This window comes from Candidatus Rickettsiella viridis (assembly GCF_003966755.1).
GTDB lineage: Bacteria > Pseudomonadota > Gammaproteobacteria > Diplorickettsiales > Diplorickettsiaceae > Rickettsiella_B > Rickettsiella_B viridis.
On record NZ_AP018005.1, the window covers coordinates 1,491,926 to 1,516,150 of the forward strand.

24 protein-coding genes are annotated in these 24,225 nt (G+C 40.7%); 15 read left to right on the forward strand and 9 right to left on the reverse strand.

From position 1 onward, the window contains the following. Positions 1-2: 2 nt before the first annotated feature. The 7 genes from coaBC to grxD all read right to left on the reverse strand — a co-directional run bounded on the left by coaBC (position 3) and on the right by grxD (position 6,516). Positions 3-1,199 (reverse strand): bifunctional phosphopantothenoylcysteine decarboxylase/phosphopantothenate--cysteine ligase CoaBC, encoded by a 1,197-nt coding sequence (coaBC, locus tag DMP02_RS06710; RefSeq protein ID WP_197720799.1) that lies wholly within the window; start codon positions 1,197-1,199, stop codon positions 3-5. Positions 1,200-1,284: 85 nt separating this feature from the next. Next, a complete protein-coding gene (locus tag DMP02_RS06715; RefSeq protein ID WP_126323371.1) occupies positions 1,285-2,814 on the reverse strand; it encodes an LbtU family siderophore porin in 1,530 nt (509 codons plus the stop codon). Positions 2,815-2,901: 87 nt separating this feature from the next. Continuing rightward, positions 2,902-3,627: a TerC family protein gene (locus tag DMP02_RS06720; protein ID WP_126323372.1), complete on the reverse strand. Its 726-nt coding sequence runs from the start codon at positions 3,625-3,627 to the stop codon at positions 2,902-2,904. Positions 3,628-3,637: 10 nt separating this feature from the next. Next, positions 3,638-3,952: a virulence factor gene (locus DMP02_RS06725; RefSeq protein WP_126323373.1), complete on the reverse strand. Its 315-nt coding sequence runs from the start codon at positions 3,950-3,952 to the stop codon at positions 3,638-3,640. Positions 3,953-3,959: 7 nt separating this feature from the next. Next, a complete protein-coding gene (locus tag DMP02_RS06730) occupies positions 3,960-4,175 on the reverse strand; it encodes a DUF5397 family protein (protein ID WP_126323374.1) in 216 nt (71 codons plus the stop codon). A 133-nt stretch (positions 4,176-4,308) separates the two neighbouring features. After that, complete coding sequence (locus DMP02_RS06735; protein WP_232019640.1) at positions 4,309-5,694, reverse strand: LbtU family siderophore porin; 1,386 nt, start codon at positions 5,692-5,694, stop codon at positions 4,309-4,311. A gap of 498 nt (positions 5,695-6,192) precedes the next feature. Continuing rightward, the gene (gene grxD, locus DMP02_RS06740; RefSeq protein ID WP_126323376.1) at positions 6,193-6,516 is read right to left on the reverse strand and encodes a Grx4 family monothiol glutaredoxin; all 324 of its coding nucleotides are present in this window, start codon (positions 6,514-6,516) and stop codon (positions 6,193-6,195) included. Positions 6,517-6,674: 158 nt separating this feature from the next. On the opposite strand from grxD, the gene DMP02_RS06745 reads away from it, so the two are divergent. The 11 genes from DMP02_RS06745 (at position 6,675) to yihA (ending at position 15,858) form a co-directional block, all read left to right on the forward strand. Then, entirely contained in the window at positions 6,675-7,259 is a 585-nt protein-coding gene (locus DMP02_RS06745; RefSeq protein WP_126323377.1) for a superoxide dismutase, read from the forward strand. Continuing rightward, positions 7,259-8,473, forward strand: a complete 1,215-nt coding sequence (locus tag DMP02_RS06750; protein WP_197720800.1) for an aspartate aminotransferase family protein — start codon at positions 7,259-7,261, stop codon at positions 8,471-8,473. Before DMP02_RS06745 ends, DMP02_RS06750 begins: the two co-directional genes overlap by 1 nt. Next, entirely contained in the window at positions 8,470-9,645 is a 1,176-nt protein-coding gene (locus tag DMP02_RS06755) for a trans-sulfuration enzyme family protein (RefSeq protein WP_126323378.1), read from the forward strand. The genes DMP02_RS06750 and DMP02_RS06755 overlap by 4 nt, the downstream gene beginning before the upstream one ends. An 8-nt stretch (positions 9,646-9,653) precedes the next feature. Continuing rightward, positions 9,654-10,697 (forward strand): tRNA (5-methylaminomethyl-2-thiouridylate)-methyltransferase, encoded by a 1,044-nt coding sequence (locus DMP02_RS06760; protein WP_126323379.1) that lies wholly within the window; start codon positions 9,654-9,656, stop codon positions 10,695-10,697. Positions 10,698-10,768: 71 nt separating this feature from the next. Then, on the forward strand, positions 10,769-11,074 hold the full coding sequence (locus DMP02_RS06765) for a sulfurtransferase TusA family protein (protein WP_126323380.1): 306 nt from the start codon (positions 10,769-10,771) through the stop codon (positions 11,072-11,074). 7 nt (positions 11,075-11,081) lie between these two features. Further along, positions 11,082-12,215, forward strand: a complete 1,134-nt coding sequence (locus DMP02_RS06770) for a cation diffusion facilitator family transporter (RefSeq protein WP_126323381.1) — start codon at positions 11,082-11,084, stop codon at positions 12,213-12,215. 1 nt (position 12,216) lies between these two features. After that, positions 12,217-12,993, forward strand: coding sequence for an exodeoxyribonuclease III (gene xth / locus DMP02_RS06775; protein WP_126323382.1), 777 nt, complete (start codon positions 12,217-12,219; stop codon positions 12,991-12,993). A gap of 9 nt (positions 12,994-13,002) precedes the next feature. Further along, positions 13,003-13,323, forward strand: coding sequence for a heat shock protein HspQ (hspQ, locus tag DMP02_RS06780; RefSeq protein WP_126323383.1), 321 nt, complete (start codon positions 13,003-13,005; stop codon positions 13,321-13,323). A gap of 6 nt (positions 13,324-13,329) precedes the next feature. Continuing rightward, on the forward strand, positions 13,330-13,947 hold the full coding sequence (locus DMP02_RS06785) for a SixA phosphatase family protein (RefSeq protein ID WP_126323384.1): 618 nt from the start codon (positions 13,330-13,332) through the stop codon (positions 13,945-13,947). Next, positions 13,934-15,259 (forward strand): tetratricopeptide repeat protein, encoded by a 1,326-nt coding sequence (locus DMP02_RS06790; protein ID WP_126323385.1) that lies wholly within the window; start codon positions 13,934-13,936, stop codon positions 15,257-15,259. Before DMP02_RS06785 ends, DMP02_RS06790 begins: the two co-directional genes overlap by 14 nt. Then, positions 15,256-15,858, forward strand: coding sequence for a ribosome biogenesis GTP-binding protein YihA/YsxC (gene yihA / locus DMP02_RS06795; protein WP_126323386.1), 603 nt, complete (start codon positions 15,256-15,258; stop codon positions 15,856-15,858). The genes DMP02_RS06790 and yihA overlap by 4 nt, the downstream gene beginning before the upstream one ends. A 180-nt stretch (positions 15,859-16,038) precedes the next feature. Here the strand turns inward: yihA and DMP02_RS06800 are convergent, their stop codons facing one another. Together DMP02_RS06800 and DMP02_RS06805 are read right to left on the reverse strand one after the other, a co-directional pair. After that, positions 16,039-16,515, reverse strand: a complete 477-nt coding sequence (locus DMP02_RS06800) for a hypothetical protein (RefSeq protein WP_126323387.1) — start codon at positions 16,513-16,515, stop codon at positions 16,039-16,041. A 49-nt stretch (positions 16,516-16,564) separates the two neighbouring features. Continuing rightward, a complete protein-coding gene (locus tag DMP02_RS06805) occupies positions 16,565-17,680 on the reverse strand; it encodes an ankyrin repeat domain-containing protein (RefSeq protein ID WP_172594004.1) in 1,116 nt (371 codons plus the stop codon). A gap of 246 nt (positions 17,681-17,926) precedes the next feature. Between DMP02_RS06805 and DMP02_RS06810 the strand changes: the two genes are divergently transcribed. From DMP02_RS06810 to DMP02_RS06825, 4 genes are all read left to right on the forward strand, one after another. Further along, complete coding sequence (locus DMP02_RS06810) at positions 17,927-19,918, forward strand: OPT family oligopeptide transporter (RefSeq protein ID WP_126323389.1); 1,992 nt, start codon at positions 17,927-17,929, stop codon at positions 19,916-19,918. A 212-nt stretch (positions 19,919-20,130) separates the two neighbouring features. Next, a complete protein-coding gene (locus DMP02_RS06815) occupies positions 20,131-21,867 on the forward strand; it encodes an ABC transporter permease (protein WP_126323390.1) in 1,737 nt (578 codons plus the stop codon). A gap of 53 nt (positions 21,868-21,920) precedes the next feature. After that, positions 21,921-23,234, forward strand: a complete 1,314-nt coding sequence (locus DMP02_RS06820; protein ID WP_126323391.1) for an ABC transporter ATP-binding protein — start codon at positions 21,921-21,923, stop codon at positions 23,232-23,234. 14 nt (positions 23,235-23,248) lie between these two features. After that, positions 23,249-24,217 carry a KpsF/GutQ family sugar-phosphate isomerase gene (locus DMP02_RS06825; RefSeq protein WP_126323392.1) on the forward strand — a complete coding sequence of 323 codons (969 nt, stop codon included), beginning with the start codon at positions 23,249-23,251 and terminating at the stop codon, positions 24,215-24,217. Positions 24,218-24,225 lie beyond the last annotated feature (8 nt).

A 24,225-nucleotide genomic window follows, 5' to 3' on the forward strand; every position in this document is an offset into this window, starting at 1 on the left:
AACTAGTTTTTTTTTGTTAAATGCTGTTCAATAGTTTCTAATAATCGCTGTGCAATCAGTCTTTTAGGTGCCTTTTCTAAATAAATAGGCGGTTCTTTAGATAAAATAGTAACTGCATTTTCATCACTATCGAAACCAATATCACTTTGGCTGACGTCATTCACGACCATTAAATCAGCACCTTTTCTTAAACGCTTCTCTTCAGCAAAACGGAATATGTCCGCTGTTTCAGCAGAAAAACCAACGATAAGCGGCTTAGGTTCATCCATTTGGCCAACCATTGCTAAAATATCGTTAGTTAATTTTAAATTTAAAGTTAAATGATTCGCTATCTTTTTAATTTTTTGCAAGCAAGGTTCGGCTACGTGATAATCCACTATGGCAGCGGTACTAATAAAAACATCCTTTTTAACGATTTGCGCTTGAACAGCTCCCTGCATTTCTGCCGCTGTTTTAACCGCAATAAATTTGCATTTTTCAGGTGGTTTTAAAGCAACAGGACCACTAATCAGTGTAACGCTTGCACCAGCATCGATAGCAGCTTGCGCTAAAGCAAAACCCATCTTACCTGAGCTACGATTAGATAAGTAACGAATAGGATCAATGGGCTCTTGTGTAGGGCCTGCTGTTATCAAAATATGCTGGTCTTTTAAAAAAGGAGCTAAAAACACATTCGCCAAACTTCTTACAATCTCTGCAGGTTCTAGCATGCGGCCCAAGCCAACATCGCCACAAGCTTGACTACCTTCTGCGGGCCCTAGAAATAAACATTCTCGCTCTTTGAGTTTACGCAGATTAGCCTGTGTCGCCACATTGGCCCACATGGCTTGATTCATAGCCGGCGCTACAACGATTTTTGCGTGAGATGCCAAACAAAGAGTGCTCAGCAAATCATCTGCAAAACCATAGGCCAATTTAGCAAGGAAATTCGCTGTAGCAGGCGCAATTAAAATACAATCTGGCCAACGTGCTAGCTCAATATGACTCATGGCAGCTTCTGCCTCGGAGTCCATGAGTTGCTCATAAACTTTATGTTGCGAAACAGCTTGGAGCGTAAGGGGTGTTACAAAAGCTCTGCCGCCAGCGGTTAATACTACCCTGACTTCATAGTCTTGTTCTTTGAGTTTTCGGATTAAATCCGGGATTTTGTAGGCTGCGATACTACCAGTAATACCTAACAAAATACGACGCTTTCGCATGTTTTTCATGCTATTAACATAACAAAAAGGGGCACGGAAGTCATGCCCCTTTTTTATTGAAAACCTAAATAAAAGTTTATAAAGGTTAGAAGTATAGACCTATCTGGAATGTAACCGTATTTCCACTATTGCCGGTACCGGTAATAGGATTCAAGCCTGTGCTGCCTGTCGCTACATCGGTTGTTTTATAATCGATGTCATGGCGGAACTCGATACTTTCGATGGTGTCCTTCCAAATAGAGGTACTTGCCGTTGCACTATAACGCTTTTGAGGAATCAACAGTGCTAAGGCATCTTTAGAGTGGTCATAACCAACAATAAATGCACTTGGCTTGTCCCAAGCAGCAAACTTATAAGCAACTTCTGTATGGAACGCAGAGGGTTTAGCACCTTTCTGATTAAATGATAACGTTGATGCAGAAAATGTGCTTGCCGCCGTAACGTATTCAGCCGTTAAGCTAACGGGGCCTACGGATAATGTACCACGTCCATCTAAACCGCCCACCGGGTTAAGTACTTCTGTTCCGTCATTGGTGGCAAATCCATTAAAGGTATTATTTCCAGAGTTGCCGTTATGTTGCATACCCACTGCATCAGCAATGCTACGAATATAACTACCGGCTAAATCCAGACTCCATTTAGGTTTTTTGAAAGTATAATCAACATTTGCACCATAATTATGCAACCCATTATTCCCTATCGAAGTCCGGGTAGGACCTCTAAACACAAAAGCAGCTAAATTCAAATTATTTTCCGCATTCAATTCCTTAGAGAAACCGATAGAAATTGCTCTTGCTTTCGTTCTACCTAAGGTTTTTGTAAATGGATCGCTGATCATCGCTGATGAATATTGACCAAATGGCATATAGAACTGACCAATAGTTCCGTATACTGGGAATTCAGCCAGATTTCCAACGGTCAAAAATCCACGCTCTAAAAACACATTTGAATTATCGATACGGCGTGGCGATGTAGAAGGCGGGCTGTTGTCATAGACAAATGCAATAAGACCCGTCACCCATTTATTCACTAAAATTTCGGTATCAAGCTCAATACCCGTCAGATCAATATCGTTTATCGATCCATTGTGGAAGTTTCCACCAAAATCATCCGCATGAATAACTTGCGCTTCAACCTTACCACTCAGATTAATAATAGGGGTATTAGACCAGGGATGATTACCTTCTGGATGTAGGTAGTTCCAAAGCTGCTTGCGTTGTTGAAGCAAGTAAAGATCTTCATTGACGTAAGGCTGGTTGACCACCAAATCGGATGCATTATATTCCGAATTGATCCCAATATAAGGAGAACTAACCACCGGGGTACCTAAAATAAAGACAGGGTGATTAGGATCCGCGATAACCTTAACATCAGGCTGTTGTAATGGCTGAGGCTGGCCCGCCACTCTTCTTTGAGACGGTTTCTTCTTGAGTGTAGCCACCTGACCTTGGAGATGCTGTATCTGTGACTCTAAAGCTTGGGTACGCGCCGCCAATTTTCTAACGAGTTGATCATTATTCGTTGTCTGATCAGCCGCTAAAGCGACATTTCCCTGTAATCCTAACCAACAAACACTTGCTGCCAGTGCTGTTAATTTATACTTTTTGCTTGACATACAAAGACCTTATTATTTGGAATAAGCAGTGGGTCTCCTATTTATCAAAAAAAACAAGGTAATGCAAGCTTATTTTCCATTAATGGGTCACTTGTTTATTCTTTTCCGCCAACGGGCAGCCAAAATGTTCAACCATTCTACAAAGACTGAAAAGGCAATGGCAAAGTAGAGATATCCTCTGGGTACATGTAACCCAAAACCATCCGCCACCAATACCAGTCCTATCAGTAATAGAAAACTTAAACCAAGAATTTTTAAGCTCGGGTAGGTATTAATAAATTGGCTCAATGGTCCACTGGCCCAAATCATCAAGGTAATCGCTATGATAATAGCGAGCGCCATCACTATAAATTCCTGCGCCATTCCTACGGCAGTAATCACACTATCTAAAGAAAAAATAATATCCAGCAGCATGATTTGGATAATAACGAACGAAAACCGTGAAAATCGCCGCAGTGCACCCGCTTTTTCATCGATTGAACTGACATTTAAATGAAGCTCGCTCGTCCCCTTTGCCAATAAAAACACCCCACCAGCAATTAATATCAGATCTCGCCCTGAAAAAGTGTGTCCCGCAAGCGTAAAAAGGGGGTTGGTAAATCGGGTCATCCATGTAATGGTGGCTAACAATAAGAGGCGTGTTAGACACGCCAATATTAAACCAAATTGCCGGGCAAATTTCTGCTGCGGAACAGGCAACCTATTGGTTATTAAGGAAATAAAAACTAGGTTGTCAATTCCAAGAACGATTTCTAAGGCGGTTAAGGTAAGTAGGCTTATCCAGGTTTCTGGGAAAAAAAATAATTCGAACATATTAGCTTAGTTAAACTGTCTCTAAAGAAGAAGGAATACGAACAGATCCCTTGTTTATTATTTTAGTGAAATCAGACCACTGCTCTATTTTAAATGCTCGAATATCTCTTACTGCTTTAGGAAACCAAGACAATGACCTCAACTGAAAAACTGCTTCAAATAAATTCGACATATCTTCATTATCATTCACATACAAACTACCTTGCGCCCACTTGAACCCAAATTGATTTAATGTATTCGCTATGTCGTTATAGGCTTGAGAAACGCCTTTAGGATGATATTTATTGGTATCCGATACAATTAAATCAAAAGCCAGTGCATACATTAATACGTTACTCCAACGGATCGTTTAAAATATGCGAAAAAGGATATTCTAAGTTTTCCTTTGTCTCAAAAATATGGATATTCATTAATATCTCACCTTCATTTGATTCCCGACTAATGCCTATAACTTGGTAAACAGGACCATAGGGACCAAATCGACGAAACGTGTTTTTTACTTGTTCAGGCGAAATTTTATAGGTGGAAATATTCAATTGGCGAAGCATGACATACCTTTATAAATCTACTGTTTAATTTTATATGATTCGATCCTATTCGCCTACTTAAATTTATACTCTGTTACGCACAAAAAAGCCCACTTTAGTGGGCTTTGAAGATAAACGTATTTAATTATTTAGTTTAAGCAAATTTAATGCTGGCACGTAATTGACCGAAGGTAGATTTACCATTCGTGGCTCCTAGATGCACTAAAGCCCCGTCGGCGTCAAGAATAGCGCCTTCACCTACATTGTAATCTCTGTCTTGAACAACAGCAACACCCATATCAAACCATTTAGCCATATTGACCAAATAATCTATATAGATACGTTTCTTAGGTAAGAAAGTCGCTAAATGGGTTGTTTGCTGCCAACCTAAAGCCACACGTGATTGATGTGCTTTCACAGGGAAAGTCAATCCGGCTTCTAAGCCCCAGACATTAGGTTTGCCTAAGAAACCAGGTACAACTGTTTGTCCTGAAGGCGTCGAGCCATTGATAAACACAGGATTAGCTAAACTGCGCGTTGTAGCAACATAATGACCATTCACATCAAAAGGTCCAAATGCCATATCAGCGTTCACATCCCAAGCAGGAACCTTTTGATTAGGTAACCCTGGTACGCTTGCGCCTGTTACGAGGGAGTTGAGATAATAGGAAGATAATAAATTAGAATCTGCAATGTTAGCAATCCAACCTGCATCTACATTAATTTTAGTACTCAACAATTTCAAACCAAACCCTATGTCAACACCACCGTTTTGAATACGGCGTGTAGAACCACCGTCACTTAACTTAGGATTACCCGCAAAAGTATAAGCCGAACCATAGAAACCATTCGGCATAACAAACCCTAATTGAGCGACAGTTTGATTAATTTCAGTAAACAACTGGGTTGGGTTTTCGCTTTGTACAAACGCATAAGGATCATACTGACCAAACGGTACGTATTCTTTACCGACACGAAGATAAATCGGTGAAGCTTGGAAGTTACCGATGGTCGCATAGGCTGTATCTAGATTGGTCCGGTTAACGGGATGGTATACAAATAGCGAATTAGCAATATTATAAACGCCATTAGAACCTGGTACACCAGTCAATGAAGAATAAACTAAGGACATCATCGCTGTTACCCAGTTATTAACGCGGGCATCAACGAATAAATTAGCATTATTCAATAATAAATCACTGGCTCGACCCGAAGAAGGAACCATGATCAAATTACCAGGATCAGCAACCGCCGTAGTGGGAACAAAAGCTGGGTTAAACGTTAAAAAAACCGGTGGGCGGTTAGGAAGATAAGCATCTGTGTTTATCCAACCACTGAGGTTAATTCTACAAGTCCAACCGCAAGGCTGATCAAATCCACCAGGTTGATTTTGATCAAGTATCAGATCTGCTTTATTTGCTTGGTCGCGCATCACATCTAACTGATACGAAGTGTCCATATAATACGGCGCTGCCAAAACAGGTGCGCTAAGCCCAAGTGCTACGAGTGAAGCAACTATCGTCTTGAGTTTCATACTCATCCATCTCCTTAATAGGTTATCTACTTAACATTAAACTTAATTTTATATCTGCAACCCACCGATAAAATTGGAATAGGCGGCATTCATAAAAATAATTCAAACACGGCCTTTATCGCTTGTTATTCCCTACCAAGGCTGTTTAATTTCCATTCCTGCCTGTCAAGGCGATATCGGCGAAAATTAAACAACCCTGGTCTTGGTACCGCTATACATTCTTTTAATTAACTGTTTCGCAAACTCTAAACAATAAACTTGCTTAGCGGGTTACCAGAACCTTATATACTTTATTATTTTTTTGATTTTTCAGCTATTTGGCAGGCACAAGATTTTGTTATTTTTGCTGAAAATTGCTGCATATCAAGCATTAGATATACTATTGCGTTTTATACCTAACACAACGACTGGTGTCAATGGTTTTTTGTAAAAACATCACGTTAATCTAATGCTTAAAAAGAAACCTTGCCAATTACAAGAAAATAGATGGCAAATCTATTAAAATCAAGTTTCTGATATTTTTTTCTGCAACTCACCTGTTTTATAGAGTTGCTCAATGACATCGCAACCCCCGATCAGCTCACCCTTATAATACAGTTGCGGAAACGTCGGCCACTGTGAATAGCGTTTTAACTCCTCACGAAGATCATTATTTTCCAAGATATTAACGTGTGCAAATTTTGTCCCACACGCCTTTAGCGCTTGCACTACGCGTGCTGAAAAACCACAACGCGGATGGTCGGGCGTCCCTTTCATATATAAAATAAGCGTATATTCAGCAAGCTGCTGCTTAATCATTTCTAAGGTATTTTGTGTTTTACTTTCCATTATTGCCTCAAAAGCTCTGGTCAACCATTATTGATTACATTATTAAAAACTTCATGCCCCAAGTACGAAGCGCATATAAAGCTTGCCTTATGATCACTCGGATTTTAAAATCACGCAAGCAATTTTAGCGTTTTTAAAAATAAACGAGGATCTCGCACATGAAACACGAACTACCCACCCTACCCTATAGCTTAGATGCCCTAGCGCCCACACTTTCTAAAGAAACTTTAGAATATCACTACGGCAAACATCATAAAGCTTATGTGGATAAACTCAACGAACTCATTCCAGGCACTGAGTTTGCTGAACTATCCCTGGAAGATATTATAAAAAAAGCCCCCGCAGGCCCTATCTTCAATAATGCAGCCCAAATATGGAATCATACTTTCTATTGGCACAGCATGACACCTGAAAGTACAAAAAATAAACCGCATGGTGCATTAGCTAGCGATATAGATAAAACATTTGGATCCTTTGAAAAATTCAAAGAAGCTTTTAATAAAGCCGCTGTTGCTCAATTTGGCTCCGGATGGGCCTGGTTAATTAAAGACGGCCAGGGTCTGAGCATTCAAACCACTAGTAATGCCGCTACCCCTTTTAAGGATGGAAAAATCTGTTTAATGACCTGTGACGTCTGGGAACATGCTTACTACATTGATTACCGTAACGCCCGTCCCAAATACTTAGAAAAATTCTGGGAATTAGTGGATTGGGACTTTGCTAGCAAAAACTTCGGCAAATAATGAACTCAAACAACCCCCAACATTCCACTTCTAACTTAATGCCGATTTATCCCAATCGCCTAGCGATCGCCTTTGAACGAGGCCAAGGAGTTTGGCTATGGGATAAAGACGGTGAAAAATACTTAGATGCCTTAGCAGGAATTGCCGTCTGTGGTTTAGGCCACTCACATCCCGCTGTGACCAAAACCTTCTGTGAGCAAGCTGGAAAATTGATTCATGTCTCTAATACCTATCAAATTCCTGAACAAGAAACGCTCGCTAGCGCTTTAGCACGCACGTCGGGAATGGATCAGGTTTTTTATGCCAACTCAGGCGCTGAAGCCAATGAAGCCGCTATAAAAATGGCTCGCCTGTATGCGCGAAAAAAAAATATTGCGGAACCAATCGTTATTTGCATGAAAAATAGCTTTCATGGTCGAACCATGGCCACACTCAGCGCATCTGGCAGTGAACGCTTACAAATAGGTTTCGAGCCTTTAGTAGAGCGATTTATCCATATCCCTTTTAATGATATCTCCGCCTTAAAAACAGCTGTAAAACAACACCAACAAAGCATCGTCGCTATCATGCTTGAACCTGTTCAAGGTGATGGTGGTATTCAAGCAGCAACAACTGAGTTTCTAAAAACAATCCGCCTACTCTGCAACCAACATGATTGGTTGATGATTTTGGATGAAATTCAAACTGGACTTTGCCGTACGGGCCCTTGGTTTGCCTATCAACACCATGACGTTATGCCTGACGTGTTAACCTTGGCTAAAACGCTAGCCAATGGTTTTCCCATAGGTGCCTATCTCTCTCGCGATAAAGCCAACAATTTGTTCCCTATTGGCAAACATGGCTCTACCTTTGCTGGTAATACTCTGGGTTGTGCGGTGGCTATCACCGTACTAGATACATTAGAAAAAGAAAATATTTCTACACATGTAAAAAAAATCGGAGACTATTTAATTCAGCAATTAAAAAAATGTTTCTCTAAACATACACAGGTTATTTCAATACGAGGCCAAGGTCTTATGATTGGTATAGAGCTCGATCGCGAATGTCGCAACCTACCGCGTTTAGGACTGAAACATCGACTATTATTTAATGTCGTTGCTAATAACACGATACGACTTTTACCGCCTTTAATTCTTAACGAAGAAGAAGCCAATGAAATCTGTCATCGTCTGGTAAAAACAGTCGATGACTTCTATACCGCTGAATCATTATGACAACGTCTAAAGAAAAAAAATTACAGTTCGCTACGCGCACTATTCATGCCGGACAATCACCTGATCCAAGCACAGGCGCTGTGATGACACCTATCTACGCCACCTCAACCTATGCACAGAAAGGTCCTGGCGAACATCAAGGCTTTGAATATTCCCGATCACACAACCCAACCCGCTTTGCTTATGAACGTTGTATTGCCGATCTGGAAAGCGGACGGGCTGGATTTGCCTTTGCTTCGGGGTTAGCGGCGATTAATACCGTACTTGAGTTATTAAAACCGGGTGATCACGTTATCGGCATGGATGATTTGTATGGCGGTACGGTGCGCTTATTTAGCCAAGTGAAACAACGCTCTGCCGGCTTGCAATTTTCTTTTGTTGATTTAACACAACTTGATAATCTAAGTAGCCATATAAAGCCTGAGACTAAATTACTCTGGATAGAATCGCCGACTAATCCCTTATTAAAATTAGTTGATATCGTTGCGGCTGTAAAAATTGCGAAACAACACAACATTCTCGTGGTCGTCGATAACACCTTTGCCACACCCTGGATACAACGCCCTTTAGAAATGGGTTGTGATTTAGTCGTACATTCAGCCACTAAATATCTGAACGGTCATTCAGATATGGTAGGCGGCATTGTAGTTGTCGGCGATAATCACGATCTCATTGAGAAAATGCGCTATCTACAAAATGCTACCGGTGCAATACAAGGACCCTTCGATAGTTTTCTAGCATTACGTGGATTAAAAACATTGGCATTACGCATGGAAAAACACTGCTTAAATGCGCTGCAGATTGCACAGCACTTAGAAAAGCATTCGAAGGCTGCCGAAGTTTATTATCCTGGGCTTGCGAGTCATGCTCAACATGCACTCGCTAAAAAACAAATGGCAAATAAGTTTGGCGGCATTATTAGCTTTGTTTTAAAAGGTGATTTAAACGACGTTCGCCATTTTCTTTCACGTTGCCGTTTATTTACCTTAGCTGAAAGTTTGGGTGGTGTAGAAAGCCTTGTCGATCATCCTGCCATCATGACACACGCATCGGTACCCGCAGAAACGCGTGCGCATTTGGGCATTAGTGATAGTTTAATTCGCTTGTCTGTTGGTGTAGAAGCAATTGAGGATCTCATCCAAGATTTAGAACAGGCCCTGAGCTTTAAATAATAAAACCCATGATAAAAAAAGCAATCGCGCTTATTTCCGGTGGTCTAGATTCCATGCTAGCGGCTCGCGTGGTACAAGAACAAGGTATTCATGTCGAAGGTATTAACTTTTACACGGGGTTTTGCGTCGAAGGTCATACACACGCTATCCGTAACACGGATGAAAACAAGCCTAAACGCAATAATGCGTTATGGGCGGCAGAACAATTAGGTATTAAATTACATATTATCGATATCATCCAAGAATATAAACAAATTGTATTAAATCCTAAACATGGTTATGGCACACACCTTAACCCTTGCTTAGATTGCAAAATTTTCATGGTAAATAAAGCAAAACAATGGATGGAAGAAAATCAATTTGACTTTATCATTACCGGTGAAGTCATTGGCCAGCGACCTAAATCTCAACTTAAAAAAAACATGCCTATTGTGGCACGAGAATCGCAAGCGGACGATCGCTTACTACGACCACTTTGCGCTAAATTTCTAGCGCCCACGTTGCCAGAACGAGAAGGATGGGTAGCACGCGAAAAACTACATGGTTTTTCTGGTCGTAGTCGCACACCACAATTTGATTTAGCAAAACAATTTAATTTTAGCGATTATGCCCAACCTGCGGGTGGTTGCTGTTTTTTAACCAATGGTCACTACAGCAAAAAACTCAAAGATCTTTGGCAGCATCGAGGTAAAAAAGACTATGAGTTTGATGATATTGTCTTGCTCAAAGTAGGACGCCATCTCCGACCTAGCCTACTATTCAAACTCATTATCGGCCGTGATGAAGGTGAAAATCATTTTCTTGAAGGTTATCAGCAACAATTTACCTCGATCAAACCGATCAGCCATCGTGGCCCCTTCACGCTAATCGATGGCCAGGCAGCTGCCGAGGATATTCACATTGCGGCACAAATTACCGCTCGATTTTGCCAAGCAGAAACAAGTGATTTAGTGACTTTAGAGGTCCACTCACAAAGCGGTAGCCTGCTAACCCTCACTGTGAGTCCCTTTACTACAGATCAGATCTGCAAAGAATGGTATATTTCAGGGTAATTATTAATAACCTAAGCAATAATGACTCATTATACTCACAGCAATGGGATTTTCGGTAAGGCGCCACGAAAATGAACAACCGCAGTGTATATAACATACATGAGGATTGCGAATTGAGCGGGAACACAGCCAAAAATTCTAGTACAAAGAATATATATCGACTGGATGCACGGCGTTTATTGTGTCCTTTACCTGTTATTCGGGTACAAGAGCGAGTCAAGCAACTGAATGCTGGTGATATTTTAGAGGTTGTCTGCACAGACAAAGGCAGTTTATCCGATATCTCTGCGTGGTGCCGAGTCCATGGTCACCATTTAGTTTCTAGCCATAGTCAGCAACGTGAAATTTTTATGACCGTACAAGTAGGCTCAGCGTAGGATATGGATGGAATCTAGTCGATACCAACAAGTACGTTCCGTCAGCCTTTGGGGTGGACTAAAGAACGTCATCCTTTCCACAGTCAAAATCATCTTTGGGATTACTGGACATTCGCATGCACTATTAGCGGATGGCATCCATTCTCTGTCAGACTTACTGATTGATGGTGTCGTTATTATTGCCTCTAAATTTGGCAGTAAAGCCGCTGATGAAGACCATCCTTATGGGCATGGACGTATAGAAACGGCCGCAACAGTATTTCTAGCATTAGTATTAGCACTGGCTGGCTTTGGTATCATTATCGACGCGGGTTTTACCATCGCTGCTTCTCACGTTAACACTATCCCCTCTCATTATGTTTTATGGATTGCTATCACATCGATTTTTTTAAATGAAGGCTTGTATTACTGGACCAAACGAATTGCAAAACACGTTAAATCAAAATTATTGATGACTAATGCTTGGCATCATCGCAGTGACTCTGCTTCCTCCTTGGCTGTTGCACTCGGTGTAATGGGTGCCTGGGCAGGGTTTCCTAAGCTAGATGCCTTGGCTGCTGTTATCGTTGGCCTCATGATCCTCAAAATTTCTTGGGATTTTGGTTGGCATAGCATTCAAGAGCTAGTTGATACGGCACCTAGCCTAGAGGAAACAAAAAAAGTTAGGCAGTTTATAAAAAAAATTCCGGGTGTAGCCGCCATTCATCAATTACGTACACGTTCAATTGCAGGTTCAATCTTTTGTGACGTGCATGTATTAGTGGATCCGCAGCTTAGCGTTTCAGAAGGCCACCATATTGGCCAAGAAGTCGAACACCTTCTAACAGAAAATTTTCCTGATATCACCGATGTAACCGTCCATATTGATACGGAAGATGATGAGCTAACAAACCCTTCGCGCCATTTACCTAATCGAGCGACGTTACAACCTATTTTGCTTCGGGAGTGGAAACCTCTCCTTCCTGAAACAATCATTCATGCCGCCACTTTTCACTATCAAAGTAGCGGAATATTGATTGAATTAAAATTACCGCTAAGTTTTTTAGATCAGCCTTCTTTATTGCAAGAACTAAAAAAAATAACGCATTCAGCCGAATTTATTACCGGTATTAAACTCTTTTATTATAACCCCAGTGAATAAAATGTTTACGATTGCAACCTGGAATGTTAACTCGTTACGTGTGCGACTTAACCATGTATTAGAATGGTTAGCACTACGAAAGCCCGATGTACTCGCTTTACAAGAAACCAAAGTCGAAGATCAACATTTTCCTGAAGAAGCATTACGCCAAGCGGGTTATCATGTTTTTTTCAATGGCCAAAAAACTTATAATGGCGTTGCACTACTTAGTTGCTCACCGCTGCATAATCTGCTTACCGCCTTACCCAACTTAGATGATATTCAACGGCGCGTTTTAATTGCCAATATCGGCAATTTACGTATCGTGAATGTCTATGTGCCGAATGGTGCTAGCCCCGACTCCGAAAAATATATCTATAAACTAAATTGGCTTAATAAATTACAAGCCTATTTACAACAAGAATTAATCCAGCATCCGCGTTTAATCGTACTCGGCGATTTTAATATTGCGCCTGAAGATAAAGATGTCCACGATCCGGCGGCCTGGGAAGGCCATGTATTGGTTAGCCCGGCTGAACGTAACGCGCTAAAAGGCATCTTGGACTTAGGATTAAAAGATAGTTTTCGCTTACTCAATACTGAACCAGGACAATATAGCTGGTGGGATTATCGTGCTGGCGCATTTCGACGCAATAATGGCTTACGAATTGATCATATTCTAAGCAGTTCTGAGCTAGCGCCTCATTGCGTACGTTGTGAAATCGATAAAGAAATACGTGGATGGGAAAAACCATCTGACCACGTTCCCATCATAGCAAGTTATGAAAATATCAACTAGGATTTAGATATGACAGATACTATCAAAGCACGTTTTGGCATTGGCGAAATTGTGCAACATAATTTGTTTGGCTATCGTGGCGTCATTGTCGACGCCGACGCTGGCTTTCAAGGTGATGAAGGCTGGTATAATAAAAATGCGCCTGGGAATCCCTCTAAAAGCCAACCCTGGTATCATCTTTTAGTTCACGGCTCAGTGCACCATGCCTATGCAGCAGAAATTAACTTGGTAAAAGACGATACCTCAGACCCTGTTGAACACCCTGAATTAGATTATTTTTTCGATACTTTTATAGACGGTATGTACCATCGTCGCCGTTATAGCAATTAAATAAAAATGAAAACCTTGACCCTCATTCGACACGCAACGGCTAATGATGCACGTGCTTCACAGCCAGACAGCGCCAGAAACCTCAGTGAACTAGGAAGGTTCCAGGCAGAAGATATCGCAAAGCAATTATACTCAAAGCAATGGGATTGTCGGCAAGGCGCCGCGAAGGAGAGTAACCACAATGTATATAACATACATGAGGATTGCGAACCGAGCGGCAACACAGTCGAAAATTCAAGTGCGAAGAGTATAAACCAAAAAAACTGCTTACCTGATTATCTACTATGCAGTCCTGCCAATCGAACACTACAAACTGCAACGCTACTTTGCCACACCCTACAGCTTAATCCCGACATCATTAAAGTAAACGAGATTCTTTACTCAGGCGATACCGATGATATTTTAAGTGCCCTGCATGGTGTAGATTCGCAGCAACTCTGTGTTGTCGGGCATAACCCTCACCTCAGCTGGCTAGCACACCTTCTTTGTAACAGCACAAAAACTATCACTTTACCCCCCGCAGGTGTTATAAGCTTAGCATTTGAAATAGAAGATTGGTCGGAATTAACCAAAGCACAAGGACGGCTACTTTTTTTTATTGAGCCTCACCATGAATCCAGTTGAAACGCTTTTTAAACAAGCGACCGACGCACATCAGAAACATGCGTTCGATGATGCAAAAAAATACTATCTACAGATATTAACTCTGGAACCGTCCTTCATACAGGCGCATTGGAAATTAGCAACTATTTATTGGCAGTCCAATGATTTAGAAAAAGTACAAACACATTACAAAAAACTACTCGAAATCATTCCGAATTCACCTGCTTTGCTAAATAATCTAGCTGCACTTTCTCTTCAACAAAACCAACTAGACCGCGCTATCGATTATTTTAGACAAGCACTTAACATTGAGCCTAAGCATAAAGAAAGCAGAAACAATCTAGCCGCCAGTCTATTACAAAAAAATGAATTCAAAGAATCTATTTGGCACTACTCTTTGTACCTAAATTTAGAACCTGATGATAGTGAAGCACTTTATAATCGCGCACATGCTTTGATGCTAACAGGACAACTTGATAAAGCGATTGAAGATCTTAAAAAAATACTTAATCTGAATAACCAACACATTGATGCAATCTGTAACTTAGCGGCCATTTATTTAAAATTAGATGATAACGATACAGCCATTAACTATTACCAACAGGTTCTAACGCTTCAAAAAAATCATCCCATTGCTTCTTATATGCTGAGCGCGCTCACTCAACAATCAATACCGCCAACTCCACCTTTTGAATATATTAAAAATCTATTTGATAATTATGCACTGCAATTTGATCAGCACTTAAAAGAAACCTTAGCGTATAAAACACCCGAATTATTATATGAGCAAATCCAACCTTATTTAAACAATAAAAAATATACTTTACTGGATTTAGGCTGTGGCACGGGCCTTAGCGGTGCACCCTTTGCAGCAACCGCCGAAAAACTAACGGGTATTGATATTTCAGGCAACATGTTAGCGCAAGCGAAAGCCAAAAATTGTTATACGACATTAATTGAAAATGATATTTTAAACGGACTTAAGGAATTAAAGGAAGCTTATGATCTGATTTTATGCGTAGACACACTGGTTTATTTTGGTGATCTCGATACATTATTTGCCGACATAGCGTTACGTTTAAAAACGGACGCATTATTCGCTTTTTCTATAGAATTAGCAGAAGAAGTAACTGCTTCTTATCAACTACAAACCACGGGGCGTTATCAGCACTCAAACCTTTATATAGAAACACTGGCTAAAAAACATCACTTAGAATGCCTTAAACAATTAACCGTAGACGGCCGCTACCAAAAAAATGAATTTGTAAAAAGCAGTTTATTTGTGTTAAAAAATAAATATACCCATACACGCCTAATTGAAGATAAACTTTGAACACTTTCGCTTTTCCACCTACGCGCTTCTTAACCAGTGCAGCTCAACTCACTCAATTACCCTCCGATAAGGGATCAGAAGTTGCCTTTATTGGTCGATCTAACTCAGGAAAATCAACCGCCATTAATGCGATCACGGGTATAAAAGGATTAGCCAGAGCCAGTAAAACACCAGGACGCACACAATTACTTAATTTTTTTCAAATTACCGAAGAACAACGCCTGGTCGATCTACCTGGTTATGGCTACGCCCACGTTAACGATCAAAAAAAACAAGACTGGGAAGCCGTCATCTCTGATTATCTGCAAACAAGACATTCGCTAAAAGGCTTAATTATCACAATGGATAGCCGTCATCCCCTGAAGGAACGCGACGAATCCATGCTCTCCTGGGCAGTGCATTACCAAATCCCCGTCTACATCCTGCTCACGAAAACCGATAAACTAACCCGGCAGCAGTCGATGAACGTTTTAAAAAAAACTCAACAGCGACTCATTCAGCTAAAAAATAACAGCATTGTTCAGCTTTTCTCCGCCACAAAAGGTATTGGACTAGAAACCGCTCAACGCACCATTCTAAACTGGCTACGGCACGAATAGACAACGACTTATTGGATAAAAACTATATTGCCCTGCCCTGGATCAATCCAGAACATGATCTAGCTCAGGCATCCATTGCACGTTTTCTAATAACTTACGGCAACGATGCATTGTCTGTTTCGGCCGTATTAATATAAACAACTCGACAATCCCCCTCTTCAGTTTGAGTTAATTCTAAAATCATGACATGAAAAGTTGAGAATGGCGTTTTTCCTCTTTATTATCTCCATTACTTTTTTGCGCAGGAGTAGAAAAAAAACGAAGTGCATAATCTATTGCAAAATCAACTAAGTCTAAGGCATATCCAGGTAATCCACTACTGCTTCCATCTAGCGACGCACTATCAGTAGCACTGGGATTGCATTTGGCATTTAGCCCATTAACAACACCTGCATTCTCCTCTTGTGAGGATGTACTACCAGCATCGTCATCCTTCTTATTCCTCCCTTGCAATAAAAAAATCATTTCCAGGTTATAGGACCACTGTGCTACATTATTTAAACTTGAAAGCTTCGAACCGAGATTACATCCAGCATCTAATAATTTTTTAACGATAGCTGTATCGCCATTCAGCACTGGTTGCCAAAGTATACGAAGGACATCATTTTCATTAGCTTTGCTGGGATCACATCCAGCCTTGAATAGTTTTTCAAGCACGTCTACGTGGTCAGCTTGTGCTGCTATTCGAAGCAGTTTAGGGCCATATTCATTTACTGCACCATCTACATTGTCTAGTAACTGTTAGGATGTTGATATCACCTCGTCTCACCGCCGCACAAAGCGGTGTATAACCCTGTTTATTTTTAGCGTTTGGATTACATCCAAGAACTAGTAATTCTTCAACGATATCTGCACGGCCTTTTGATGCTGCTATATAAAGCGCTGTATCGCCATTTTCATTGATAGCACTATCGAGGTCACGTCCAACCATTAGTGCTTTAACGGCATCTACGCAGTTACTAACTATTGCTTGACCAAGTAGCTTATTACCATCGCTATCTGATAGCGGATTGATGATATCTTTATCATCTGCGCTCTGAGCGCTTATGTGGAAGCCAAGTCTTTGAAAAATTAACTTTATAAAAATAAGGATTTTTTTTATAAAACTCTTTTCCATAGGCAGTTTCTTATCTCTCTTATCTAAGAACCCCTTTTTCGCTTCCTCATGATTCGGGAACGGATTATAGTCATTGGCATGATTACCTAAGCGATATACCTCTACGCTCATAGTTAAGTGATCCTCCGACGGCAAACATCCAAACATACAAAACACTGCATAAGCCAATTGTTGCTCTTCCTCACTAGAAAAAACTAGCTGTGCACCATGATCTTCAATGATCCACTTTTCAGACATGCTATCACCACGGATGAGAAGCAAGGTATGAGAAGTAGAAGACAATTTTATCGGAAAATATTTCTTTTCAGGATCAGGAATCGTGTTTAAATAGTCCACCAAACCTTTTGTAGAAAAAATTCCTGGGAATTTAGCGACTAAATGCCTTCCACCTTGCTTTTCTATTAAATCGCTGCTTAGAAAGGATTCTATTTCTTTGTTGTCTTGGTCAATATATTGTTTTGTATTGAGAAGCGTTAGATTATTTTCATTAGGCGCTTGGGTAACACCCAGCACTTGTAAAAATACTATTATATCCAGACAAGCCAGGTGTACATCCTCAGCACTCACATCTTTTTTATCTTTCTCAAAAATTTTTGCTGCATACTCGATTAATAAACTGAACTTCTCTGATTCTTTTGAATTTATTGAAACTTGAGCTTTCTTATTGAATTCAACCAGTTGATCTTTAAAACCAGGTTGTAACATCGCTTCGAGTCGCCGTTTCCTCCTTTTTCCACGATTGGAGGTTCGCTCGCGTCTGAGCGGTATCAGTATCATCAAGCGAATACGTTTTATGCGGCGAAACAGGGCGGTTACCTTTGGTTGCGTCATTGGAGCTAATTTTGGGCGCATATTCGATGCATACCAATTGCGCTATTTGTAAGTTTTTTTGACCTAAAGAGCACAATATGATAAATAAAATGATTCTCAAAAAAATAATTGCGAGATTTTATGCCCTCACAACCGACTGAAATCACGTTTCGCGCTGTCCTATTAGCTATTGTATTAGCTGTTATTCTGGCGGCAGCCAATGCCTATCTGGGTCTAAAAGTAGGATTGACCATCTCAGCCTCTATCCCAGCGGCTATCCTTTCCATGGGTATTTTACGATTTTTTAAGAACTCATCGATTCTGGAAAATACTATTGTTCAAACTGGCGCCTCAGCCGGAGAAGCCGTCGTGGCTGGAATGGCTTTCATGCTTCCTGCATTAATCATTCTCCACTATTGGCAACATTTTGATTACTGGCAAACCGTTTTTATTGCCTTAACAGGTGGTACTTTAGGCGTATTATTTTCTATCCCGTTACGACGGGTTTTATTAGCAGATGAGACCTTACGTTTCCCAGAAGGTACCGCCATCGGCCAAGTTTTAAAAATAAGTGAAGATACGAAAGGGAATCTCAAGGAACTCGTACAGGGGGGGGCATTAGGCGCCATTATTGCCTTGTTCCAAGGCGGCTTTCAAATCATAGCCGATAACGCGCATGTATGGTTTAAAGCAGAAAATAAATTTATTTACGGTTTTACCTTTGGTTTTGAGCCCGCCCTCTTAGCTGCGGGTTATATCGTTGGAATAGGTGTCGCATTAAGTACCTTACTCGGCGTGGTAATTGGTTGGGTAATCGGTGTTCCTATTTTCAGCTATTTACATCCCTTAGCTGCCCATACGGATGCTAATAGTTTGGCCATGAGTATTTGGCAATCCGATATTCGCCCTATTGGTGTGGGAACGATGTTGGTCGGCGGCTTATGGACCATGGTATTGCTTATTAAGCCCATCATTAAGGGTATCCATTCATCTTTTGTCTCTTTAAAAACGGTCAAAAAGAGTGGTTATGCTTCATTACCAAAACATGAACGTGATATCCCTATTCACTATACCCTGGCTTTATTAGCGGTTTTTTTAATTCCATTGGGTTTTATTTTATTTAACTTTATTAGCCACCCCGCTCTTGGTTTAGACTTACATTTACAAATCATTACCTTAGTCATTGGTATTCTTTTTATTCTGATAACCGGTTTCTTTTTCTCTTCATTGTCGGGTTATTTTGCAGGGCTTATTGGCAGCAGCCAAAGTCCTATCTCGGGTGTTTCCTTGTCTGTACTCTTACTGGCTTCTCTGGTGTTATTAGGACTCTTTCATTGGGCACCCGGATTTACTGGAGATACTAAACACTTACTCGAGGGTGAAGGCTTAGCGATCATTATAGGTGCCTTAGTGAGTAGTAGTTGTGCAATTACCAACGATACTATTCAAGATCTAAAAGCCGGACAAATCGTTGGCGCAACACCTTGGAAACAGCAACTGATATTAATAGTGGGCGTTATTGTTTCAGCATTGGTCTTAGCACCCACTTTAGACCTACTCTTTAATGCCTATGGAATCGGTGGAATTTCGCCTCCAGGGCGCCATATGGATCCCTCACAAATGCTTGCAGCCCCACAAGCCGCTCTGATGGCGAGTTTAGTGGCCGGCGCATTCAATCATAATTTGCCCTGGGGTTTAATCAGCATTGGTTTTCTTGTCGCTATAGGATGTATTCTGGTTGACAGATTTCTTCAACCTCGCGGCATGCGTTTACCGGTACTTGCCGTAGGAATAGGGATTTATCTTCCGCTAGATACCTCTTCTGCTTTAATTTTTGGTGGGCTTGCTTCTTATTTCGTTGAACGAACCTTGCGCAAACAGCACCCTAATCAAACCGAAGAATCCGCTGATAAACCAGCAAGACAACGTGGACTTACCTTAGCTTGTGGATTAGTGGCGGGTGCCTGTTTAATGGGTGTGGTGTTAGCTATTCCATTTACATTGGCGCAATCTAAAGATGTATTACGTCTCATGCCCGCAAATTTGACAACACTTGCAAGTATATTGGGTGTACTCTCAACATTGGGAGTTTTAGCTTGGATTTATAAAACAGTTTGTCAAAAGGTTAATTAATCATTCAAAACAAAAAAGGAGAAAATATTTATTTTCTCCTTTTAAAATTAACGTTTAAATTGCGATAATGATTAGTTTCAAACTCAATACCTATATTGACAAACTAAAAAAATAAAACTACCTTCCCCTGGAATTCGGGGGAATAAACTGTACTCAGCGTAATAAGAGTATATGTGTCCTACCACCAATCCAAAACCCGGGGATAGGTCACCATGTCAAAATTCTATAATCCTTTTTCGGTTAAACGATCAATAAAAGGGTTCCCCAATAAATGGGACTTAATTGCTTTTATCGTTGTACTCGGCATGCTGGCTGCATTTGTATGGGGCGGCAAACAAATGGCGGCGCCTTATCAAATTGGCCAAACTTTTCCTTTAACTTTAGATCCACACCAACTACCTAAATATGCATTATTCACCGTACTGCGTTTATTTACTGCGATGGCTTTTGCCTTGCTATTTACCTTTACAATCGGAACCTTAGCCGCAAAAAATAAACGTGCGGCCAGTCTCATTATTCCTTGCATTGACGTTCTGCAATCTGTTCCCGTTATAGGGCTTTTATCCATTACTGTCGTGGGTTTTATTAAATTATTTCACGGTAGTCGTCTCGGCCCTGAGGCAGCGGCTATCTTTGCTGTATTCACAGCACAGGTTTGGAATATAACGCTTAGTTTTTATCAAAGCCTACGCTCCGTTCCTTTGGAACTCAAAGAAGCAGCCGATATGTTTCATCTATCGGCTTGGCAGCGTTTTTGGCGCGTAGAAGTCCCTTTCAGTATTCCAGGATTGCTTTGGAATATGATGTTATCCATGTCGGGTAGTTGGATCTTTTTGATAGCGTGTGAAAGTATTTCGGTTAACAATCAAACGATTGTATTACCTGGTATAGGTTCCTATTTAGGTCTCGCTATTAGTCAATCCAGTATGCAGGGAGTCATTTATACCATCCTCACCATGCTGGTCGTTATATTATTGTATGATCAATTATTTTTTAGACCTTTACTAAGTTGGTCCAAAAAATTTACTTTCGAACAACTAGGCCAAGAAGCTGTCTCACGCTCTTGGATAACCATTCTTTTGCAACGTTCAAGTGCCATGAGACACGTAAGCCAATTTTTTGCAAAATTAGGCGATCACATCGTCAATTTACGCGCCTTCAAACCTTCGCAAACGATACAAAAATATAAAAACACCCACTTAGAAGCCGCGTTAAATATCACTTGGTATGTGGTTATTACCACACTTATTTTTGCTTCTGTATGGCTATTAATACAATTTATAGTACGCCATATTTCATTGAGTGAAATACCACATGTACTATTTTTAGGTGCAATGACCTCATTGCGTGTCATTGCCGTTACCATCATATGCAGTATCATTTGGGTTCCTATCGGTGTTTGGATAGGATTAAATAGACATGCTGCTAAAATTGTACAGCCTCTCGCTCAATTTTTAGCAGCATTTCCAACGAACGTTTTGTTTCCTATCGTTGTTATTCTCATCTTGAAATACCAACTCAATGTTAACATATGGACAACGCCGCTGATGTTATTAGGCACACAGTGGTATATTTTATTTAATATCATTGCAGGTGCTTCTGCTTTACCCGAAGACCTAAAACAAGCAACCGCTAACTTTGGCGTAAAAGGCTGGCAATGGTGGCGTCGTTTAATTTTACCAGGAATTTTTCCTTACTGGATAACCGGCACAATAACGGCTGTGGGCAATTGTTGGAACACCAGTATCATTGCAGAAGTGGTTAGCTGGGGCGCTACAACCCTAACAGCTACCGGATTAGGTGCTTATATTGCACAGTACAGTAACCTCGGTGATTTCCCCCGTGTCGCGTTGGGCATGGCCACTATGAGTGTTTTTGTACTGGCTATGAACTATTTAATCTGGCGACCCCTTTATAATTTAGCCCAATCCCGTTATAAATTAGATTAAACAAAACATTTAACGTTGCAAATTCGCCTCTGCGAGTGTAAAGATTATAGATTATGCAAAAACAACCTATTTTTACTGTAAAAAACATTAGCAAGTCTTTTAAAAAGGCCGAACAACAAGAATTACTTGTCTTAGATAATGTTAATTTTGAACTCTATGAAGGTGAAATTGTTGCACTGCTTGGAAAATCCGGCTCGGGAAAATCCACACTATTACGCATCATTGCAGGTCTCTCAGAACCCAGCAGCGGTACAGTAACCTACCGTGATCAACCAGTACAAGGGCCTGTGTTTGGCATGACGATGGTCTTTCAAAATTTTGCCCTTTTACCTTGGTTAACCGTTTTAGAAAATGTTGAGCTTGGCTTAGAAGCCTTAGGCATTCCTCGTGACGAACGTAGAACTCGAGCATTAAAAGCTATCGATATTATAGGTTTAGATGGTTTTGAATCCGCTTTTCCTAAAGAGTTATCCGGCGGAATGCGTCAACGGGTGGGTTTTGCACGCGCACTTGTGGTTAATCCTGACATTTTATTAATGGATGAACCTTTTTCCGCACTTGATGTGTTAACGGCAGAAAACCTTAAAAGCGACTTGCTTGATCTCTGGGAAACTAAACAGACCGGCACGCGCGGCATTTTATTTGTGACACACAACATTGAAGAAGCCGTATTACTAGCAAATCGAATTATCGTTTTTGATAGTGATCCCGGCACTATTCGCGCAGAATTAAAAATTGATTTACTTTACCCACGTTCTGACCAAGACCCCGCCTTTAGAAAATTAGTGGATCAAATTTATTCTTTAATAACGCGCCAAATGGATGAACGTAAAAAATTACTACATAAAGAACAACTCCCACGTATTACTGATATAGGCTATCGTCTTCCAGACGCCGATATTTCTGAACTCAGCGGCTTACTTGAAACATTAGACGAAGCTGGCCACGAGGGACACATTAGTTTACCTGAGCTCTCCGAATCTTCGCACTTAAATATCGATGATTTATTCCCCTTAACAGAAGTATTAGATATTTTAGGTTTTGCTTACGTCAACAATGGTGAATTAATTTTAACCGATGCCGGTAAATTATTTGCAAACGCCGATATTTTAGAACGCAAAAAAATATTTGCAGCACATCTATTACGTTATGTACCGCTAGCTAAGCATATTCGCCAAGTTTTAGAAGAACGCATTACAGCGGGTCAACGCGCATCCAAAGATCGTTTTTTAAATGAATTAGAAGATTTCTTGAGTGAAAAAGAAGCTGAACGTGTCCTACGTACAGTGATTGATTGGGGGCGTTATGCTGAATTATTTGCCTATTCGAATAACACTCGGATGCTCAGCCTTGAGAATCCAAATTAATAAAAGGTGGCGCGATGAATGACAAAAAATTTTCTGAATCAGCACTCGAACTTATTAAAATCGAAGGAGCTGCCGTTAATAGCTTAACAAAACGAGTAGATGCCCACTTTGAGAAAGCGTGTGAGCTACTCTTCGACTGTCAAGGACATATCATTGTCATCGGCATTGGTAAGTCAGGCCATATAGGAAACAAAATTGCTGCCACGCTTGCAAGTACAGGTAGCCCTGCTTTCTTCATCCACGCAGCCGAAGCCAACCACGGAGATCTTGGCATGATTAACGCTAAAGATGTGGTTTTAGCACTCTCCTATTCGGGAGAAACGGATGAGCTGATCAGTATATTACCCACCTTAAAATTATTAAAAATTCCTTTTATTCTCTTAACAGGGAATCCTGACTCTACCTTAGCACAACAAGCCACCGTTTCTCTTGATATAGGCATTAAAAAAGAAGCTTGTCCTCTGGGTTTAGCACCTACTGCAAGCAGTACTACTATGTTGGTCATGGGTGATGCGTTGGCAATCTCATTGCTGAATGCGCGCGGATTTACCCACGAGGATTTCGCTAAGGTTCATCCTAAAGGTCGATTAGGACGGCGCTTGCTGTTAAAAGTCGCCGATATTATGCAATCAGGTGCTGCAATTCCTCAAGTAAAGTCAGGCACTCCCGTCATTGATGCCTTATTAGAAATATCACAAAAACGCCTTGGCATGACGACCGTCACTAAAAACGGACGGCTTTTAGGTGTTTTTACGGATGGCGATCTAAGACGTACCATCGATCAAGATTTAGATTTACACACCACCTTGATTGATAAAGTCATGAGCTCTGATTGTAAAACGATAAGCGCCAATCAACTTGCAACAGAAGCCTTGCGTCTTATGGAGAATAACAAGATCACCACCTTAGTGATCGTTGACGATAAAAAAAAACCTCTTGGTGTTATTCATATTCATGATATTCTGGCAACAGGTATTAAATAGCTGCTAAC